This window comes from Aeribacillus composti, assembly GCF_031760945.1.
Lineage (GTDB): Bacteria > Bacillota > Bacilli > Bacillales > Aeribacillaceae > Aeribacillus > Aeribacillus composti.
In genome coordinates this window covers 679,636-698,739 of sequence record NZ_CP134501.1, presented here as the reverse complement: position 1 = coordinate 698,739, position 19,104 = coordinate 679,636, and the positions used below count along the sequence as shown (strand labels likewise).

The following is a 19,104-nucleotide window of genomic DNA, read 5'->3' as shown; positions in this document are numbered from 1 at the left end:
TGCTTGAAGGTAAAAAAAGTACAGCCAAGGTAGGCTGCACTTTTTTATATATAATAAATTTTACTCATTCGGTTCAATTAATCCATAGCGGCCGTCTTTTCTGCGGTAGACAACATTTGTTCTATTTGTATCAGAGTTCGTAAAAACAAAGAAGTTATGGCCGAGCATGTTCATTTGCAAAATAGCTTCCTCAGTATCCATCGGCTTTAAATTGAACCGTTTTGTTCTTACAAGTTCGATATCCTCTTCATTCACATCAGTGTCATCATTCGTTTCCGCATTGATGAAATATTTAGCATCAACTTGTTGTTCACGAAGCTTCCGGTTTACTCTTGTTTTATGCTTGCGGATCTGACGTTCAAGCTTATCAACGACAAGATCAATCGCAGCATACATATCTTCATGATATTCCTCAGCACGCATCACTAAATGCGTCATTGGAATCGTTACTTCAATTTTAGATTCTTTGTCATTATAATATTTTAAATTCACATTTGCATCGGCTTGTACTCCATTATCAAAATAACGTTCAAGTTTAGATAATTTTTTTTGTACATATTCTCTTAATGCTGGAGTTACTTCAATGTTTTCCCCTCTAATGTTGTATTTCATATTGAGCTCCTCCTTTTATTAAGGGATATATATATAGTTCGATATTTCGTTCGTTTTTCCTTTCACAAAATAAAAAAAATCGTGAACATTTTATGAATGCTGATGAGCGGGGAAAACGATTTTCACACTTTCATCCATCGCTACATGATCGTGTCTTTTTGTACATATATTGCTATTTTTTCTTATCATAAAAAATGCCATCAATAGTGGCATTCGCATAAGAGTTCATATATTTTTTTGTCATCTCTTTCTGGGCTTTCATCTTGACGATATCATGTTGTATCTCTTGTTTTATTAGTTTAAGCTGCTCAACAAGAATTTGATTCAATTGGATAATTTTTCTTCCTGCTTCTTTCTCCTTGGGCGTGAAGGGAGGATTCATGCTTTTTGTTAACTCCTCCCGTTTTGCTAGCAAGTCTTCTATTTTTTGTATCACTTGATCACGGTCGCGATGTTGATCTTTAGACTGTTTTGTCAATTCCACTAACTCTTCCGTTATTTCCAACAATTTTTCCACTTCGTCCATTACGCTTGTCCGCCTTCACTATGCCGCTGTTTCCGGTTGATTTGGATTACTTCTTTCCACGTATCTCTGAACTCTGTCACATATCCTTCCACTTCTTCAATAATGGTGACATCGTTTTTAAAATTGGCCTCAACAAGCCGTCGATTCATGTACTCATACAGTGCGTACATATTTTTAGAAATCTCAATATCCATATTTAGCGTGGCCATTAGTTCACAAATGATTCTTTGTGCTTTTTGCAAATTTTCGTTTTTTTGTTGGATAGATTTTTCTTCTATTGCTTTTTTCGCAAGCTTTAAAAATTTTAAACACCCGTTATAAAGCATTAACGTGAGTTCACCCGGTGATGCAGTTTGTACGCTGTTTTCCAAATAAGATTGATAAGGATTGTTCATTGCCATTTAAGACACTCCTCAGATATCATATCCATTAAAAAGTAAATAGTAAAGGCAGACGATTAAGCGCCGCCTCCAAATAATTGCATCAAATATGCTGACTGTTGGTTCGCCCGCTGAATCGCCTGTTCCATTGCCGTAAATTGCCGATAATATCTTGATTCGATTTGTATAAGCCGATCTTGAAAGGCATTGATTCGATTATCCAAATCTTTTAAGTTTTTTCCAATCGTAAACTGGTCATTTGTAGACAAAGACGTTCCCGCTTTGTCTTTGATTTTTGTCATCATACCTTTCAAAGAATCGCGGAGACGGCGGGCAATCCCTTTATCATTGTAAGATTCGCCGTCAGACATAAATAGTTTATAGATCGCTTCTGGATTTTCCTGAATTTTTTCCCGGAGTTTATTTTCATCAATTGTAAGTTTGCCTCGATCCAAATAATTGGCTGTTGTTGAAATCCCAATATCCGTAAGCTGCTTAAACCCTTTCAAAGTATCTCCGGCGACAGGAGAATATAAATCCAACCGCATTTGATTAAGACCGCTTGTTAAAATCGCATCGCCGCGAAGAAGGCCACTTTTCGCTTTTTCTTCCCACAGCTCGATTTGCTTTTCCGTCATTTCCTCTTTTTGTTCATCCGTTAGGGGAGGAAAATTCCGGAAGCGCTCTTCTGTTAATTTGCCATTAATCTTTTCAATCACTTCATTATATTTATTAACAAATTTTACAATAGTATCGAGAATTGCATCAACATCTGTTGATGTAGAAATCGTAACAGGACTTGTCGTTACATTTTTAATTGTATATTCAATCCCCGCAATCGTAAACGTATTAGATGTTTGGACAGTTTCGTAGCCGTTGATTTTAACTTTTGCATTTTGACCCGCAGTTTCGGGGATTAGGTTAAACGTTGTATCATCAAGTGAAAAACCTAGGCTTTGCAAAAAATCAAATGTTTCACTATCGGCAGCTTTAATCGTTCCGCCTTCACCTGTTTTATTATTCGTTAAAACGAGCCTTTCCACACCAGATGAATCCTTTAATTTCATCCCCGTAACGCCTAGATTTGAGCTGTTGATTTTGTAGATAACATCATCAAGCGTATCATTTTCACCAATATTAATCGTCACTTCTCTCGTTTCTGTTGAACCTGGATCGGTCACTTCAAATTTTAGCGTTCTTGCACCAGATGTAAAATTATTTAACGTTGCTGCACTATATGTGGCAGCCTTAGCCAATTGTTGGACTTCAATCGCTGTTGACGTATTAGCTGAAGCGTTGATTGCCTTTGCCACAACAGCTGACTCATCAGAGCTCGTCACTTTTTTTTGTCGGAAATTCGACAGTCTGTATACGCCGTCAAAAATCAATCTGTCCAATTCGTCCAACAGCTTGTTGATTTCCCTGTAGCTGTCGCGCTGCCATTCAAAAATTTGCTTTTGTTGGACCATTTTATCGAGCGGAATTCTTTCCGCCTTCATTAAATCTTTTACGAGAGCGTCAATGTCCATTCCGCTTGCCAAACCGACAATTCGCATTTTTTCCACCCCTAGTTAAATTTTCCGATCCACGATTAATCCCATCAGCTCTGCCATTGCCGCATATATATCAAGCATTTTTTTCGGAGGAATTTCCCTGATGACTTCGTTCGTCTCTACATTGACAACTTGTACAAAATATTCTTTCAGTTCTTCATGAAGTACAAATTGAATCGATGTTTTAATCGGCTTCAAAAAATTGTTCAAATCCTCAATTGCTTCCTCCAGCGTAACTTTAGCTTTTTTTTCTTCTTCTTGGACAGGCTGCTGGTTTTCAGGCATTGACAATTTTTCCTCTTTTCCTTGCATATCCTGCAAAAAAGCATTATTATTAACACCGGTTATCTTTTGTATTCCCATATTCCTTCTCCTCCGAGGAATTCTTGCTATTTTATTTATCGGTAAAAAATTGCCTTGTTTTAGCATCTTTTGACAAAACATTCATAACTTTATTGAAATGATTTCTTAATTTTTAAAATATTGAGTTTATGAAATCGGTAAGCTGAAGGGCTGCTTAAAATCCACACAACCATTTTTTATTCTTCTAAAAGCTTAGGTCGTTTAAGATGGGGAAGGCTTCCAATTTACTAGTAGAGTAGAAAACTGTTTTCAAAGGGACAGCCTATGCTGTCTCTTTTGCTCTCAGCTTCCCCTCATCAAACCGTACGTGAGGTTTTCCCTCATACGGCTTTCCGACGTTCTTCCTTTGGCTTTCGTTCTTGTCTAACTTGCTAATTTCACTAATAAGCCTTGTGTTAATTTTATAACTTCTTTCATTCTCGCATGTTTCTTCCTTTGGTTCTTCTTCTTATTCCAGTACAGAGTAAGTCTTTCTAATACATACCAGTCCACTTTATTTAGCCACTTCTTGGCGATGGACGAAATACTGTAGTAATTCTTAAATCCTTGTAAAATTCGATTGAGCCCTTTCACCAGTTCTTTGATGTCCATAAATCGCTTGTTCCTTGGACTCGTATATTCCTTAAATTCATTTTCATTTTCTTCATGGCTTTCTTACTTGGAAATGTGAGACATGACATAAACTTTCGAGCCACCCTTGTTCATCACAGGAAATTTCCGATGGTGTAGATCTAGAAAGTCAAATCCGTTTGTGTCGTCCCATAGGCTGACCAGTTTGGATTTCTCTGTGTTGATTTCAAGGTCGAGTTTCTTCATGATGGCTTTTAGTACTTGAATGCTCTCCAGCGCCTCGTTTTTCGTGCGACACATGATCACGAAATCATCTGCGTATCGCACCAGTTCTCCTAAGTGTAGGAACTTCTTCTTTCATATCGTGTCCATATAATGCAGGTAGCTGTTCGCTAAAAGAGGCGAAATGACTCCGCCCTGCGGGGTACCCTTTTCGGTGTTATGAAACTGTCCATCTTCCATTACACCTTAGCTGGGCGCGCTAAAAAACAAAACCCCTTTTTCAACAATAGCTTTGTGAAAAAGGGGTTTTGAAAACCTCGTCAAAAGGTTCAGTTTTAATTTGGACCGTCAACTGCTCCATTATGCTTGCTAAGTTTAAACGAATACAGGTTGAAATTCATCGGTCACTTGTTGGAATCCATTATTTTCTTCATAAGCTTCTTCACGTTCCACATCAAATCTTTCCATAATCGGCAAATCATTCGCAGAGAACAGGTAAGAATCTTTTTCGGCAACATGCTCATGCCACGCCCAATTCGGAACAACGAAGAAATCGCCGCTTTCCCAATCAAAGCGCACACCGTTGATAATACTGTACCCAGATCCTTTATAGACATGGTAAATAGTCGAGTGCGTATGACGGTGAGCTTTTGAATGAAACCCTTTTGGAAGCAATTGCATCCAAGCGGAAATCGTCGGATTGGCTTGTTTGCCTGTTGAAGGATTGATATATTCAACCGCATATCCATCGTACGGATCTGGATCAAAGCGTTTTAAACCTTGAATAGCTGCTTCAGTCTGCTTCCATTTATAAGACCCTAACGGAGCGATTTTTGGTTCACGGTCAGAAATTGGACGAACCATGCCACCTTCATATCTTTGCGATGAGTAATTATCAGGAACTTTCGGTTGTTCAATTCCGTCTGGATAAGGATCAAAGAACGTGCCGCCAATCGAATAGATAGTTGGAATATCAAGACAGTCCATCCAAATCATCGGCTCATCACCCGGATGTCCATGACCATGCCAAAGCCCTTTCGGAGTAATGAGATAATCGCCTTCCTCCATAAAAATCCGCTCGCCTTGCACAATTGTATAAGCGCCTTTTCCTTGACTGATAAAGCGCAGCGCACTTTGCGAATGGCGATGCGAAGGCGCTACTTCACCGGGAAGAATTAATTGTACGGCAGCATAAAGCGTTTGTGTTGTTGATGCCCATCCCCAAGGCTTTCGATAAGTCAATCCAGGATTTTGAAAATAAATCGCCCGTCTTTCCCCGCCGCGCTCAGGAGTAAAAATTTCAGTTGCTTCCATCAATTTTTTATAAAGGGTTTTCCATTTCCAAAGATACGCTTCAGCTTGCGGAGTTGGCTGGCGATGCATTAAATCTGGAATAGCATCCCAAAGCGGTCCTAGATGGTATTGCTCAATATCTTTTGTGAAATCTCGGACAATTTTACTTTTAAAAAACTCATTTTTTTCCGCCATGATGAACTAACCTCCTCTATTCTTTTAAAGCTTTGATAAATTACGTTGAATTTGGCTATAATGCTTGCTTGCATGTTCGACAAGCAGGTGGTCGACAATAAAAGACATCGGTTTTGTTCCGAAACGAGGATTGCGGCTCGGGGCCTCTGATTTTAAATCTTCTTCTGACAGCTTGCTCAACACTTTTTCCACTTGATCTTTTACGTTTTCAAGCTTGTTTAGCACGTCTGAAACTTCACGTTTTTCTGTATTAGCAACAGCAGCAAGCCTGTTTTCATCCGTAAGTCCTCTTCCCCATTCTGTACCCGGCGACTCAAGCAGCCGCTCAATTTCGTTTAACCAGTATGGAATCGCTTCTTCAACATGGCAAAGAATTTGCATGATGGACCATTCTTCTTCTGATGGATTCCAACGAATGGTCTCTTCTGAAAGACTTTTTGTAGTTTCAATCATTTGGTCAATGGATTGTTTTATGCTTTCAATCGCTTCGTTCATATTAGTCATTCGCTGATCTCCCCCGTCACTTTTTTCACTTTATTTTCTAATGCACCGATGCCGTCTATCTCGATGCGGACAACATCTCCATCTTTTAAAAATACTTGAGGGTCTCTTGCTACACCAACACCTCCTGGAGTTCCTGTCAAAATGACATCTCCCGGCTCAAGGGTCATAAGTCCAGATAGAAATTCAACCAAGTACTGTACGGAAAAGACAAGATTTTTCGTGTTAGAACGCTGACGTTCTTCACCGTTAACCGTTAAGACTACTTCCAGCCCAGAAGGATCTGACAGCTCATCGGTTGTTACTAACCACGGTCCCATCGGAGCGCTTCCATCCACTGTCTTGCCTTGAAGCCATTGCAGCGTACGGCGTTGAAGATCCCGGTAAGTCACATCATTCACAATTGTATAGCCTGCAACATAATCCAATGCTTCTGCTTGGGAAACATTGCGCGCCCGTTTTCCAATCACAAAAGCAAACTCAGCTTCATAATCCAGCTGATCGGAAATTGGATAATGAGGAATGTCATCCTCCGGTCCGATGACAGTATTCGCGAATTTCGCAAAAACTACAGGATATGGAGGAATCTCTCTTCCCATTTCCAAAATATGCTCCCTGTAGTTATGGCCTACGCAAATCATTTTCCCCGGCGATGGCACTGGTGCTTCCACTTTTACATCTTCTTTGGAAAACACAAGCTGCTTTCCTTTATATTTTTCATGTTTTAAAGCAAATGCAACTGCTTCTTTTGCATAGTCCAAGCTTTCCTTTCCGCCTTGTAAAAATCCGTTCATATCTGCCGGCACATACGCCTCAGCAATTTGTTTGAAGCGCAATTTCCCTTCCGATTCCAGCTTTTTTTCAAATGCGGCATGCAGATCAATCACTTTTCCATCCTCAATTGCACCGATGCGTGTGACGCCTTGTTCTGTAAACGTGATCAGTTTCACTATTGAAACCCCTTTCATTGATTATGGTCTTGTTACCATCTTAATATTGAAAAAAATCTAAAAATACATTATTTTTCTTATATACAGAACAAAAATGGATTTCCTCATCAATCAAAAAATTTTTTACAGGTGATATGGATGACTTCTCAAAATAAAAAAAGAATTTCTTCTGTTGAAAACGCTTTAAAAATTTTAAAAAGCTTTTCAATGGACGAACCGGAACTGGGTGTGTCAGAAATAGCCGAAAAGCTAAATATCGGAAAAAGCACTGCCCACAGACTTTTAACAAGCTTAGCCAGCGAAGGATTTGTATACAAAGATATAAACACAAATCATTACAGTTTAGGTGCTTCGATCTTGACATTAACAAGCATCGTTAGCTCCCAATTGAAAATTTTAAATGAGGCGACGCCGGTTCTAAATGTTTTAACAGAGGAGACAGGCGAAAATTCGCACATTTCCATATTAGAAGGCACCGAAATTATTTATTTGCAAAAAATTGAATGCACGTATCCTTCAAAAAAAGAATATACCCATATCGGCAGAAGGAATCCTGTCTACTGCACAAGTCCCGGTCAAGCCATTTTAGCCTTTGAAGACGAAGAAGTAATCGAGAAAATTTGCTCGCAGCCCTTCAAAAAATACGGTCCGAACACGATCACTTCACCCGAGCAATTAAAAGAAAAACTTTTGAAAATAAAAAAAGAAGGCTACGCCGTTTGCAATCAAGAGTTCCAAAAAGGGATCATCGGAATCGGTGCGCCCATTTTTAATGAACATAACAAAGTGGTTGCAGCAGTGAACATTACCGGCTCTACGAAGCGAATCAATTCCATTAACATCAAGCAGCTTATAAAAAAAGTGGTGAATGCGGGAGAAAGAATTTCTGAATTAATAAAACAGAGAAAAACGAAGCAATTGTTCGGAAATGACGACTAGACTGGAGGACTAACATGAGCGAAAAATATTTGCTGTCATCTGTGAAGAACGCAATGAAAATTCTGCGTCTTTTTACACATAAACAAAAAGAGCTAGGGATTACCGAAATATCAAAAAAATTAAATATTTCCAAAAGCAGCGCCCATCGCCTTGTTTCATTGCTTGTAAAGGAAGGATTTTTATCAAAAAATCCCCGGACAAACAAGTATCGATTAGGCCTTTCGATTCTAACATTAGGAGGCGTGATTTTCAGCAATCATGAGTTATACAAAGAAGCGCTGCCTATTGTAAAAAAGCTTGTTCACACATTAAATGAATCCGCCCATATTTGTCTTTTGGAAGAGGATCAAGTAGTGTATTTGTTCCGAATTGAAAGCAGCCAGCCCGATCGGCTGTTAACATATATAGGGCGGAAAAATCCGATTCATTGCACAAGTGAAGGGTTATGCATTCTGGCTTATCAAAACAAACGAACAATTGAAAAAGTTTTGTCGAAAAAATTATATGCATACACTCCCTATACGATCACCGATCCAGACATTTTAAAAAATGAGTTAAAAAAAATTAAAAAACAAGGATTTGCCATATCAAAAGACCAATTTTATGTCGGGTATGTCGGGATCGCAGCACCAATTCGCGATTATTCCGGCAAAGTGGTGTCTTCACTGTCCATGATTGGCTCAACTGCCAGAATGACAGATGATCGGTTTCCAGTCTTTATTGAACATATTACGCAAGCAGCTAAAAGCATATCAGAGCATTTAGGGTATATCGACGGAAAATGAGTACATTTTTTAAAATTTTGAATTTTTTGTTTTGTATAAAAGAACTAGAATATTCCTTTTTCTTTCTTTTCTGACTATGATAAGAAACTAGCTACAAGTCTAAAAGGGAGGAATATTCATGGTTCATACAGTACAAACACAAGAAAATGAACTTAGGTCGCTGCAATTGCAAAAACTGAATCGATTGTTACATTTTGTTTTGAATCATAATGAATTTTATAAAGAAAAACTTGCCGGTTTAAAGCTTCCGCTGCAATCTTTGGAAGAAATGAAAAAGCTTCCTTTCACAATGAAAAAGGAATTGGTCGACGATCAAAACAATCATCCTCCATACGGCAAAAACCATTCATACCCTTTAGAGGAATATGTAAGATACCATCAAACTTCCGGCACTTCAGGGAAACCGCTGAAAATTTTAGATACAAAAAAAAGCTTTGAATGGTGGGAAACATGCTGGCTGGAAGTTTATCGCTCCAGCGGAGTTACGAAAAAAGACAGAGTATTTTTCGCCTTTTCGTTCGGTCCTTTTATTGGATTTTGGGCTGCATTTGAAGGAGCAAAACGATTAGGTGCCCTTTCGATTTCATCCGGCAGCCAAACTTCGATTGAGCGATTGAGAAGCATGATAGAAAACAGAGCAACAGTACTAGTCTGTACTCCAAGCTACGCTTTACATCTGGCGGAAGTAGCGGAAGAAAACGACATTGATATAAAAAATGGCCCTGTCCAAAAAATCATTACGGCTGGTGAACCTGGAGCCTCTGTCCCTTCTACACGAAAGCAAATTGAAAGTTTGTGGGGAGCCGTTTTATATGACCAAGTAGGCATGACAGAGATGGGAGCATACGGTTATTCTTGTTCAGAACAAAAAGGGATTCATGTCAATGAATCGGAGTTTATCGTAGAAGTGATCAATCCTAACACGTTGGAGCCGGTGGAAGTTGGTGAAAAAGGAGAATTAGTATTAACCAATTTAGGAAGAGAAAGCTATCCGGTTATTCGCTATCGGACAGGCGATATCGTGATCCGGTCTGATCAGCAATGTGAATGCGGCAATTCCTATCAATTTTTCCCTGGAGGAATTCTCGGCCGCGCAGACGATATGGTCATAATACGGGGCATTAACATTTACCCGTCTTCCATCGAATCCATTATTCGAGAATTCAAAGAAGTGAAAGAATTTCGCATCGTGTACTACACAGAAAATGAGATGGATCAAATCAAAGTGGAAATTGAATCCGATTCTGAACAAATCGTCCCTATCCTCGCAACAAAATTAAGAGAACGAGTCGGTTTAAGAATTCAAGTTGAAAAAGTTCCAGACAACGAGCTGCCTCGCTTTACAATGAAAGCGAGAAGGGTTGTGGACAATCGAAAAAAAAGATAAACACATATATATTTTTGAAAACGTTTTCCGCATAACTAGAAAAGGATGAAGATTTTCTTATCTCCAAAAAATAAAGCAGCCTTGCTTCATCTGTAAGAAGACAAGGCTGCTATTTTGCATAATTTTATTCTTCAAACTTAAAAACGGCTTTTTTCTGACAAAACTTGCATTTCTTTTTCGTGTAATGACTTAATATAATGACATGCGGTGCATCTAACAGCTTCAGCGATTCCTTTACATGCTTTTCGCACGAAAATATGGCTGCCGCACACATATGGAACCCCTACATGATATAAAATGTTTGGTTGTTTGAACCTAATGGAATATGTCCCATTTCTAAAATATCAACTAAATAGGCAAATGGATTTTCTCCCCATCCGTTTATATTTGCAGCCAATTCCCATGCGCATGCCAACACGCTGATGTACATGGCATGGCCAACTAAAAATCGAATGAATGATTCATCTGAAAATGTTTTGAAGGCACCTTTATAGACTTCATGAAATACAGCTTCCGGCAAGTGATAGACGATTTCGTTCAAAATTTCCTCTTGTCCGGATTGATCAATTTTCTCTTTCAGCCTGTCAGGCAGCACCTTCAATGCTTCCCATAAAGAGCTGTTAGTTAACCGTATGGTATCGTATATATTTCCAATTTCATCTTTTGAAATCCACTTAATTTCGTAATTTGCTATATTCAGTGATTGCAAAAATTTTTCTGCTTTATTCTGGACGTCATCATGAATTGTTCCGACATGCTGGTACCAGTTAATGTTTAGCAGACGATCCGCCATTTGATTGACTCGTTCATGCTTGAAATCATATGAAGACTGGTTCTCAATGAGCGTAATTGACATGTTTTCCACCCCTTTATCTAAAATCAAAAGCGATTAATATTTTGTTGTTAATTCAGGCGGACCAAATTTCGGGCCATAAGGGCCTTCATCAAGCCATCTTCCTAATTTCGGCACAATGGCTGTTAAAGATGCAGCAATTTCCCTTTTTAAATTCATTTCTGGAGAATTTCCTTGCAGGTGATGCAATGCAGTCGAAGAGCTGTTGCGATTCCACAAGCCTGCAATTCTCCGTTCATTTGCCGCTTTTTCAATCGCTTCGCGTCTTTTCTCTTCGCTTGAAGCATCAAGAGCCTTTTCAATTCCTTTAACAGCAATTAAAGCATCAGGAACCCCCGAATTCAGCCCTCTAGCACCAAATGGTGCAAATAAGTGGGCAGCTTCTCCTGCCAACAGAACTCTTCGTTTTTCGTCTGTATATGAATTGGCGACAACTTGATGAAATCTGTATGATGATACCCACGTAATCCGTTCTGCATATTTAGGATCCATAACTTTCGGAAGCCATTTTTTTACTCCTTCCACTTCCGAATATTCATCTGGATTATCGTCTTCCAGCAGTTGAAGGTCGATTCTCCACCCGCCTTTGAACGGTACAAACATTACATTCCGCCCGCCCATTGCCGGATGCTGATAGTGGAAAACCCTTTCAAGCGGCAGCGGATCGTTTTCATCTTCTTCAACATCAACGACAAGAAATGTATCTTTTGTTCTTGGCCCTTCAAATTTTAATCCTGCTGTTTCACGGACGACAGAACGAGCGCCGTCACAACCAATCACATATTCCGCTTCCCAAACATCCCCTTTTTCTGTCACCACTTTAATGCCGTCTTCTTCTGAAATCACTTCTTTCACAGGGGCATCCCATACAAATTCAACGCCGGCTTTTTCACAATAATCATATATAATCGATTCAATATGATTTTGATGTAACGACGTAAATGGCGGAAGCTTTGTCGGATCACTAGTATCCGTCACACCGTAATTTCTTACGTACACTTCTTTCCCTTTATAAATCGTGCGTTTTATCGGCCAGACAACACCATTTCTCGCAATTTCAAAACCAAGTCCTTCATCAATGCTTTCAAGCAGCTTCAACGTTGCGTTATGAATATAAATTGCTCGGCTTCCAGGTCTTGGCCGCCCTTTCGGCTCTGCTTCAATCACGACAGAAGAAATTCCTCTTTTTTTAAGTGCCAATCCTGCTACAAGGCCAACTGGACCGGCGCCTACAACGACAACTGTACGCTTGTTGCTCATGACATATCTCTCCTCGTATACTAAGTTTCAGAAAGTTTTTTTATCGAATTTCCAGTCCGATACGCTCCTTGACAATCGCATATCTTGGGTGGTTGCCTTTGTGGGAGGGGCGCGCCCCTCCCACAAAGGGTTGAGCGTACCGGGGTTGGACTTTTCGCAATGTTCCTGGATAATGGTCTTAGGATCATCGGGGATACTCTTCTCACTCCTGTAGCTTTGACTACTTGTAAAGTCTGTCTCCTCGGCCCCTGTTTGGACGTCTAACCCGCAGGCTGTTCCCGTTGGTTTTCCCCATGCTGGAAGGAGCAGCTTCCAGGGCAGCCCATGGTCCAACGTGAGTTCTCATATGCGAGGGTGACTGGTCAACAGGCGCGATCCGGGGGCATCCCGAAGAGTCCTACCCCTCGATCCTACAACAATAGGAGGTGATCTCATGAAACTCTACGTCGGGATCGACGTGAGCTCACGCGACTTAGCCACCTGCATTATGGATCATGAAGGAAATACGTGCGCACGCTTCAAAGTGGATAATCATCTTCTGGGCGCCACCTTCCTTCGGGATCAAATCCTCCTGTGGGCTAACAAGCGAAAGCCAACCGAAATTCTGATCGGGATGGAAGCCACCTCGGTCTACAGTTGGCATCCAGCTATGTTTTTCCACCAGCAGGAGGCCTTGCAGGCTTGGAACGTCAAGGTGTTTACGATCAATCCAAAGCTCATTCGCAAGTTTAAAGAAGCCTATGTCGACTTGGAGAAAACGGATGACATCGATGCTTGGATCATTGCGGATCGGCTTCGCTTCGGCCGTCTGAAGATGACGGCTGTCCTCAAGGAGCAGTTTCTCGCGCTTCAGCGACTGACACGCATGCGATATCATCTCGTCCACCAGTTAACCCGTGAGAAACAGTATTTTCTCCAGCACTTGTTTTACAAATGCAGTTCCTTTACCCAAGAGGTGGACAGTTCGATCTTCGGACATGCCATTCTCGAACTGCTGCTTGAGTCGTGGAGCCTCGATGACATCTGCCAAATGGATGTCAAGCAGTTGGCCGACTTCCTGCGCCAAAAAGGGCGCAATCGCTTTGCCGATCCGGAATGCATCGCCAAGTCGATTCAAAAGGCGGCCCGTTCGTCGTATCGGTTGTCCAAGTGTGTCGAGGATTCCATCGACTTGCTGTTAGGGCTGTCGATTCAATCAATCCGCAGCCTGCAATCGCAGCTCAAAGAGCTCGATAAAGCCATTACCCGCCATCTTGAAGGCATTCCGAACACACTGCAAACCATCCCAGGCATCGGACCGGTTTATACCGCAGGCATCCTGGCCGAAATCGGGCAAATCGAGCGGTTTCACAACCAGGCCGCCTTGGCAAAATATGCCGGCTTGACATGGTCCAAGCACCAATCGGGCCGTTTTCAAGCCGAGGACACCTCCCTCATTCGTTCCGGCAATCGCTATCTCCGTTACTACCTAGTGGAGGCTGCCAACTCGGTGCAACGGCATGATGCGACGTTTCGTGCGTACTACCGGAAGAAGTATGAGGAAGTGCCCAAACACCAACATAAACGAGCCCTCGTCCTCACCGCTAGAAAACTCGTGCGTGTGATCGATGCGCTGCTACGCAACGGTCAAATCTACACGCCAAGAAAGGGGGAAGATCGATAAGAGGATCGATCTGGTATACCAATATCAACCTTTAGACCCAGTTTATTACATGTACCAATACTGGGTTTCTTCAGTATTGCCTTTTTTCGGATCATCGGACAAGGGAATTTCCAATTTCTATGATTTTTCACCTTGACATATTACCGCAGGACTTTACATAAATGAAATGGATGGATTGATTGATTGATGGAAACGCTTACTATGATTCTATTATAATGGCATTTTTTCTTTATTCGTCACTCATTTGTTCCTCTATGCGGGACAAATAAAATACCTTTGTTATTTTTTTAAATTGAATGCCCCTCGCATCTGCAAGGTGCCAGATTTTCTTTGCGGGAGCTCGATAAGGTATATGTTGAGTTTGGGATTGCGGCATCAGCTCATACATGCTGAAAAGGGCTGTCCGATGAGTTCCTAAAATGAAGGATTTGGGAGAAATACTACTGTGAAGGACAAAATAATCGAATAAAATTTGTAAATGTCCTTCTAGAGGTAATGAAGTTCAACAAGAAGCAATTGTATGTGCTGAATGTTCGTCATAAAACGTTTGGAGAACGTAATTAAGAAAGAGAGCATAAGAAAAATCCTTCATAAGACTTCTGAAGGATATAAACAAGATAGAAAAAATGGTCTGTCCGATAAGTCCCTAAAATGAAGGGGCTCCAAAAAGTCAGTTAACCCTGACTTTTTGGACAGCCCCTTCAAACAAAAATCGAAATATATTAAGGGGGCTGTCAAATAAGTCGTTTTTTCGGCTTATGACGCCCCCTTAAATGTTTTAGAAACGTTATATATGATGCTTATGATTTTTTGTTTTCAATGGAGAATTGACTTCCTGAACAGCCCTACTTGAATTATTTTTGGAACTTATCGGACATCCACGTAAGAAACAATCGATTATAGCTTGTGAATGCCTGAATAATTTCCGGCAGTTATAACGGCAGATGCTATCAATCGTTTATCATGAACAAAATCATTGTTGCTTGATTGAATCGTTTTAAATAATTTTTCTTTTTGCTGCTTTATTTGTTCATCGTGTAACACACTGAACTTGAACATTTCTGACACGATTTTACTAGATGCCTCATATGCGAAAATTTTTGCCAATAGTTTCTTTTCTTTTATTTTTTTCTGAGCTTTATTTGCAAGTAATTTTTCCACTCGAAATAAATTGCTTTCAATTGCATAAATCGAAATGGCCAAATTTGCCAACCATGCTAAAATTTCTTGTTCTTCCTTATAATTTTCAAATGACTGTAAAATCATTTCCATCGCTTGTCCCGCGAGCCTTCTCAAGTTGGACAGCAGCTCCCACTCCTGCGCCATTTCTTCAGATGGACCTTCATCCAGCTTTCTGAAATCCGGCCATTCCGCTTTTGATTGCAGCAGTGTTTGGGCAATAATCATCCGGTTAATCTCGTTTGTTCCTTCAAATATTCTGTTAATCCTTGAATCGCGGTAAAGGTGCTCCACTTCATATTCGGAAATATAACCGTATCCGCCATGCATTTGCAGCACTTCATCCACAATGATATCCAGCGCTTCGGAGGCAAACACCTTGTTGATCGAAGCTTCCACTGCAAATTGTTTTAAAATATCTCTATACGGTATATTATTTTCTTTACAGTACTGATATCCCCGATCCAACTCGCCGGCAGAACGATATACCATGCTTTCAATCGTAAATATTTTTGCAGCTATGTCGGCTATTTTTTCTTGAATTAACGGAAATTGCGACAGCGGCCGATTAAATTGTTTCCGCTCTGTTACATGCTGAACGGCGAGCTCCAATGCTCTTTTTGCCATGCCGAGGCTTGCCGCTGATATTTTATGGCGGCCGTTATTCAAAATGTTAAACGCAATCAAATGTCCCCTGCCAATTTCCCCTAATACATTTTCAACCGGAACTTTTACATCCTCCAAAATGACCGGTGTTGTTGAAGAGCCTTTTAAACCCATTTTCTTTTCTTCCGGTCCTATTGTAATCCCTTCACTGTTTTTATCGACAATAAAGGCGGTGAACTTCTCACCGTCCACTTTCGCGTACAAAATAAAGAAATCTGCAAAAGATGCATTAGTAATAAATTGTTTTTCGCCATTAATTAAATAGTATTTGCCGTCATCAGACAATCGTGCTGACGTTTTGATACTTAAGGCATCCGTTCCTGCCGACGGTTCTGTCAATGCATACGCACCAATTTTTTCGCCGCTAACTACGTAAGGCAAATATTTTTCCTTTTGTTCGTCTGTTCCATAATACACAATCGGAAGGGAGCCAATTCCAATTTGCCCTCCAAATGTTGTTGAAAAAGATCTCGTCTTTCCAATTTCCTCCATGATGATAACCGAGCTGATTTTGTCTAAATCAAGCCCTCCGTATTCTTCAGGCACATCTGATCCTAATAGACCTAATTCTCCTGCTTTTCTTAAGAGCTCAATCGATTGATCAAATTGTTGTTTTTCTATTTCCGGCAAAACAGGCAAAACTTCTTGTTCCACATAGGCTGATGCAGTGCTAGCTATCATGCGATGTTCTTCAGTAAAATTCTCCGGTGTAAATATATCATCTAAAGAAATCACTTTTTTCAAAAAAGGGTTGCTTGAAAATTGTTCCATTTTATAACACCTCTGTTTTTTACCATTCATTTTCTCCCAAAGCTGCTTCACCTGTTATTAGAGCAAAAACAAGAAAAGTGCATTTGCACCAATAAGCTGAAAACAGTCCCCATAACCACCGGCATCTGTATAAGCTTGCTGAATGGAAGCGCAAAACATAATGGCATCACATACATAATGGAAAGAACAAAAGCTAAAGGCACGAAAGAATAGCGGGAAATTCCAAATCATACATCAATTTTCCTTTGCGTCCAAAAAAAGAGGCGGAGTCAGCCGAAATAACGGCTGAAAAGCTCATCAAGAGACGACAAATTATATGGAAGGTAAGTAATTGCTGCTGCAATATCGAAAAAAGACAAGAATAGAAGCAGGGAGCCGCCAAAAGATTAAGAAAATCCGGATCTCGCAAATGAAATCAAATGAGCATGCACAATCATCAAACGCTTATGAACATTTTTTGCAATCGTTTTCAAATTTCAAAAGATTGGAAGTAAAAATAATAGATTTGAGATATTGTTATTTTATCTGAATTTTCGGAAATTCTAACTCAATTATTCAGTCAATAAACCAGCTTCCAAATCGCACATGAACATCAAACGCATGAATGACTTCAATACCATGGCAAAACTGTCCGTTACGACGAGTTACATAAATAATGCCGGCCGGCAGTGTAAAGAAACCAACAGGAAACATTATATGGAATTGATGCTTACTTCATAAGATATCCCGATATTTTCCAAATCATCGCCGGAGTTTCAATGTTTCAGCCGATAAGCTGTTCTTAAACTCTTCTTTTCATCGAACCATTTACGCATTGAAATTAAATTTTTCCATCACTTGGTCTTTCAGTCTTACCTTTTGAATTTTACCGCTCGCTGTGACAGGAAAATCTTCTGTGAAAATAATTTTGTTTGGAACTTTGTATGATGCCATTTGCGCTTTAACAAACTCTTTTAATTCTTCCTCTGTGCAAGCTGCGCCTTTTTTCAGCTTTATAACAGCACAAACTGATTCGCCCATTACTTCATCAGGCAAGCCTATGACAGCTGCTTCGACAACTTGAGGGTGTTTAGTTAAAACTGCCTCGACTTCCTGCGGATAAATGTTGAAGCCTCCACGAATGATCATTTCTTTTTTTCGCCCGACGAAACGAAGGTTTCCTTTTTCATCCAACACTCCGAGATCTCCCGTATAAAACCATCCTTCTTTATCCAAAACCTGCTCTGTTTGTTCCTTCATTTTGTAATACCCTTTCATGGTGCCAAAGCTGTGGATGGCAATTTCACCAACTTCGCCTGGAGGGAGCTCCTGCCGATTTTCGTCTACAATTTTCAGCTTTACACCTTCGATCGGTTTTCCTACAGTTTCCAATATCACTCGTTCATCCTGTTCATCATAGTCAGTCGCAGTAACAGATCCTGTTTCGGTAATTCCGTATGATTGGCACAAGTTTATTCCCATCCGCTCCCGAATTTCTTTCACTTTGTTTGGTGGAATAGGTGATGCCCCGACAATACCCGCTCGCAATGAAGAAAGGTCATAATCTTCAAAATCTTCTTGTTCTAATTCTTTTATAAACATGGCGGGAACTCCTTGTTTGATCGTCACTTTTTCCTGTTCAATTAATTTTAATGTTTCCTTCGGATGATATTTCTCTTGCAAAATGATTCTTGCGCCGCAAGAGATCGCACAAAACAAATTGACGGCCATTCCAAAAATATGGAATAAAGGAGCAGGAACGATAAACACATCTTTTTCAGTACATCTAATCGTTTTAGCCATAATATTAGCTGATTGAACAATGGCGCGATGGCTAATCATTACACCTTTCGGAATGCCTGTCGTTCCTGATGTATACAATAAACAAAACAAATCGTTGTTGACATCTAGCTTTTCAGCTGGAGCATCTTCTGACGCGGAAGACGCTACTTCTTGATAGGATAATAGATCAGGATGTTCAAAACGAACAGAAATCAAAGTTTTTACAACTTGGAACGCTTGCTTAAATCCAATGTTTTCATCAAACTGTTCCGTTACAAACAACACTTTTGGCTCCGAATTTTTGAGAATGTATTCCACTTCGTGATGCTTATACTTCGGATTAAACGGAACTAGAATTGCACCTATTTTGGCCGCTGCTACAAAAATAACGGCTGTTTCGTTCCAGTTTGGCAAGCAAACAGCGACTCGATCTCCCTTGTTGATCCCCAGCTTTTTCAAACCCGCAGCCAGCCGGTTAGCTTCTTGAAAAAATTCGCCATAGGTCAATCTGTTTTTCAGGTCATAGAGCACTTCTTTATCTTTATAGGCTTTCACCGTATGTTCTACCAACTCGTACACCGAAAACAAATAATTGTTCATTGCTTCGCCATCTCCTCTTACGCAAATATTCAAAACATGTAAGACACGAAGCATCCTGAGTCATTTCATATCGGA

Annotated in this window: 18 protein-coding genes; 4 read left to right on the top strand and 14 right to left on the bottom strand. The window is 40.2% G+C overall.

From position 1 onward, the window contains the following. Window positions 1–60: 60 nt before the first annotated feature. The 10 genes from hpf to RI196_RS03330 all read right to left on the bottom strand — a co-directional run bounded on the left by hpf (window position 61) and on the right by RI196_RS03330 (window position 7,165). A complete protein-coding gene (gene hpf / locus RI196_RS03375) occupies window positions 61–612 on the bottom strand; it encodes a ribosome hibernation-promoting factor, HPF/YfiA family (protein ID WP_063389201.1) in 552 nt (183 codons plus the stop codon). A 172-nt stretch (window positions 613–784) separates the two neighbouring features. Further along, window positions 785–1,138: a flagellar protein FliT gene (gene fliT / locus RI196_RS03370; RefSeq protein WP_311066888.1), complete on the bottom strand. Its 354-nt coding sequence runs from the start codon at window positions 1,136–1,138 to the stop codon at window positions 785–787. Beyond that, a complete protein-coding gene (gene fliS / locus RI196_RS03365) occupies window positions 1,138–1,539 on the bottom strand; it encodes a flagellar export chaperone FliS (RefSeq protein ID WP_063389203.1) in 402 nt (133 codons plus the stop codon). Before fliS ends, fliT begins: the two co-directional genes overlap by 1 nt. 56 nt (window positions 1,540–1,595) lie before the next feature. Continuing rightward, window positions 1,596–3,074 (bottom strand): flagellar hook-associated protein 2, encoded by a 1,479-nt coding sequence (locus tag RI196_RS03360; protein WP_066249845.1) that lies wholly within the window; start codon window positions 3,072–3,074, stop codon window positions 1,596–1,598. A gap of 15 nt (window positions 3,075–3,089) precedes the next feature. Then, entirely contained in the window at window positions 3,090–3,434 is a 345-nt protein-coding gene (gene flaG, locus RI196_RS03355; protein ID WP_063389205.1) for a flagellar protein FlaG, read from the bottom strand. Window positions 3,435–3,797: 363 nt separating this feature from the next. Then, window positions 3,798–4,025 carry a group II intron maturase-specific domain-containing protein gene (locus RI196_RS03350; RefSeq protein ID WP_066249848.1) on the bottom strand — a complete coding sequence of 76 codons (228 nt, stop codon included), beginning with the start codon at window positions 4,023–4,025 and terminating at the stop codon, window positions 3,798–3,800. A 63-nt stretch (window positions 4,026–4,088) separates the two neighbouring features. Continuing rightward, entirely contained in the window at window positions 4,089–4,304 is a 216-nt protein-coding gene (locus RI196_RS03345) for a hypothetical protein (protein WP_242009297.1), read from the bottom strand. Window positions 4,305–4,601: 297 nt separating this feature from the next. Further along, complete coding sequence (locus RI196_RS03340) at window positions 4,602–5,714, bottom strand: cupin domain-containing protein (RefSeq protein ID WP_063389206.1); 1,113 nt, start codon at window positions 5,712–5,714, stop codon at window positions 4,602–4,604. Window positions 5,715–5,738: 24 nt separating this feature from the next. Continuing rightward, window positions 5,739–6,218: a DinB family protein gene (locus RI196_RS03335; RefSeq protein ID WP_094245185.1), complete on the bottom strand. Its 480-nt coding sequence runs from the start codon at window positions 6,216–6,218 to the stop codon at window positions 5,739–5,741. Continuing rightward, window positions 6,215–7,165: a fumarylacetoacetate hydrolase family protein gene (locus RI196_RS03330; protein ID WP_094245184.1), complete on the bottom strand. Its 951-nt coding sequence runs from the start codon at window positions 7,163–7,165 to the stop codon at window positions 6,215–6,217. The genes RI196_RS03335 and RI196_RS03330 overlap by 4 nt, the downstream gene beginning before the upstream one ends. A gap of 138 nt (window positions 7,166–7,303) precedes the next feature. Here RI196_RS03330 and RI196_RS03325 point away from each other — a divergent pair, with 138 nt between their 5' ends. From RI196_RS03325 to RI196_RS03315, 3 genes are all read left to right on the top strand, one after another. Then, window positions 7,304–8,104: an IclR family transcriptional regulator gene (locus tag RI196_RS03325; protein ID WP_066248859.1), complete on the top strand. Its 801-nt coding sequence runs from the start codon at window positions 7,304–7,306 to the stop codon at window positions 8,102–8,104. 14 nt (window positions 8,105–8,118) lie between these two features. Then, on the top strand, window positions 8,119–8,889 hold the full coding sequence (locus RI196_RS03320; protein WP_063389210.1) for an IclR family transcriptional regulator: 771 nt from the start codon (window positions 8,119–8,121) through the stop codon (window positions 8,887–8,889). Between the two features lie 118 nt (window positions 8,890–9,007). Then, window positions 9,008–10,276: a phenylacetate--CoA ligase family protein gene (locus RI196_RS03315; protein WP_311066887.1), complete on the top strand. Its 1,269-nt coding sequence runs from the start codon at window positions 9,008–9,010 to the stop codon at window positions 10,274–10,276. A 283-nt stretch (window positions 10,277–10,559) separates the two neighbouring features. Here RI196_RS03315 and RI196_RS03310 read toward each other — a convergent pair whose 3' ends face one another. After that, window positions 10,560–11,132, bottom strand: coding sequence for a hypothetical protein (locus RI196_RS03310; protein ID WP_311066886.1), 573 nt, complete (start codon window positions 11,130–11,132; stop codon window positions 10,560–10,562). 33 nt (window positions 11,133–11,165) lie between these two features. Continuing rightward, window positions 11,166–12,389, bottom strand: coding sequence for an FAD-dependent monooxygenase (locus tag RI196_RS03305; RefSeq protein WP_311066885.1), 1,224 nt, complete (start codon window positions 12,387–12,389; stop codon window positions 11,166–11,168). Window positions 12,390–12,822: 433 nt separating this feature from the next. Between RI196_RS03305 and RI196_RS03300 the strand changes: the two genes are divergently transcribed. Continuing rightward, window positions 12,823–14,052 (top strand): IS110 family RNA-guided transposase, encoded by a 1,230-nt coding sequence (locus RI196_RS03300; RefSeq protein ID WP_027725928.1) that lies wholly within the window; start codon window positions 12,823–12,825, stop codon window positions 14,050–14,052. Between the two features lie 897 nt (window positions 14,053–14,949). Here the strand turns inward: RI196_RS03300 and RI196_RS03295 are convergent. Together RI196_RS03295 and RI196_RS03290 are read right to left on the bottom strand one after the other, a co-directional pair. Continuing rightward, window positions 14,950–16,668 (bottom strand): acyl-CoA dehydrogenase FadE, encoded by a 1,719-nt coding sequence (locus RI196_RS03295; RefSeq protein WP_311066884.1) that lies wholly within the window; start codon window positions 16,666–16,668, stop codon window positions 14,950–14,952. 807 nt (window positions 16,669–17,475) lie between these two features. Beyond that, window positions 17,476–19,029 (bottom strand): class I adenylate-forming enzyme family protein, encoded by a 1,554-nt coding sequence (locus RI196_RS03290; RefSeq protein ID WP_130158388.1) that lies wholly within the window; start codon window positions 19,027–19,029, stop codon window positions 17,476–17,478. Between the last annotated feature and the right edge of the window lie 75 nt (window positions 19,030–19,104).

Excerpts from the sequence above, each read along its gene's own strand:
- hpf (WP_063389201.1), bottom strand. The coding sequence starts at position 612 with ATGAAATACAACATTAGAGGGGAAAACATTGAAGTAACTCCAGCATTA.
- fliT (WP_311066888.1), bottom strand. The coding sequence starts at position 1,138 with ATGGACGAAGTGGAAAAATTGTTGGAAATAACGGAAGAGTTAGTGGAA.
- fliS (WP_063389203.1), bottom strand. The coding sequence starts at position 1,539 with ATGGCAATGAACAATCCTTATCAATCTTATTTGGAAAACAGCGTACAA.
- RI196_RS03360 (WP_066249845.1), bottom strand. The coding sequence starts at position 3,074 with ATGCGAATTGTCGGTTTGGCAAGCGGAATGGACATTGACGCTCTCGTA.
- flaG (WP_063389205.1), bottom strand. The coding sequence starts at position 3,434 with ATGGGAATACAAAAGATAACCGGTGTTAATAATAATGCTTTTTTGCAG.
- RI196_RS03350 (WP_066249848.1), bottom strand. The coding sequence starts at position 4,025 with ATGGACATCAAAGAACTGGTGAAAGGGCTCAATCGAATTTTACAAGGA.
- RI196_RS03345 (WP_242009297.1), bottom strand. The coding sequence starts at position 4,304 with ATGTGTCGCACGAAAAACGAGGCGCTGGAGAGCATTCAAGTACTAAAA.
- RI196_RS03340 (WP_063389206.1), bottom strand. The coding sequence starts at position 5,714 with ATGGCGGAAAAAAATGAGTTTTTTAAAAGTAAAATTGTCCGAGATTTC.
- RI196_RS03335 (WP_094245185.1), bottom strand. The coding sequence starts at position 6,218 with ATGACTAATATGAACGAAGCGATTGAAAGCATAAAACAATCCATTGAC.
- RI196_RS03325 (WP_066248859.1), top strand. The coding sequence starts at position 7,304 with ATGACTTCTCAAAATAAAAAAAGAATTTCTTCTGTTGAAAACGCTTTA.
- RI196_RS03320 (WP_063389210.1), top strand. The coding sequence starts at position 8,119 with ATGAGCGAAAAATATTTGCTGTCATCTGTGAAGAACGCAATGAAAATT.
- RI196_RS03315 (WP_311066887.1), top strand. The coding sequence starts at position 9,008 with ATGGTTCATACAGTACAAACACAAGAAAATGAACTTAGGTCGCTGCAA.
- RI196_RS03310 (WP_311066886.1), bottom strand. The coding sequence starts at position 11,132 with ATGTCAATTACGCTCATTGAGAACCAGTCTTCATATGATTTCAAGCAT.
- RI196_RS03305 (WP_311066885.1), bottom strand. The coding sequence starts at position 12,389 with ATGAGCAACAAGCGTACAGTTGTCGTTGTAGGCGCCGGTCCAGTTGGC.
- RI196_RS03300 (WP_027725928.1), top strand. The coding sequence starts at position 12,823 with ATGAAACTCTACGTCGGGATCGACGTGAGCTCACGCGACTTAGCCACC.
- RI196_RS03295 (WP_311066884.1), bottom strand. The coding sequence starts at position 16,668 with ATGGAACAATTTTCAAGCAACCCTTTTTTGAAAAAAGTGATTTCTTTA.
- RI196_RS03290 (WP_130158388.1), bottom strand. The coding sequence starts at position 19,029 with ATGAACAATTATTTGTTTTCGGTGTACGAGTTGGTAGAACATACGGTG.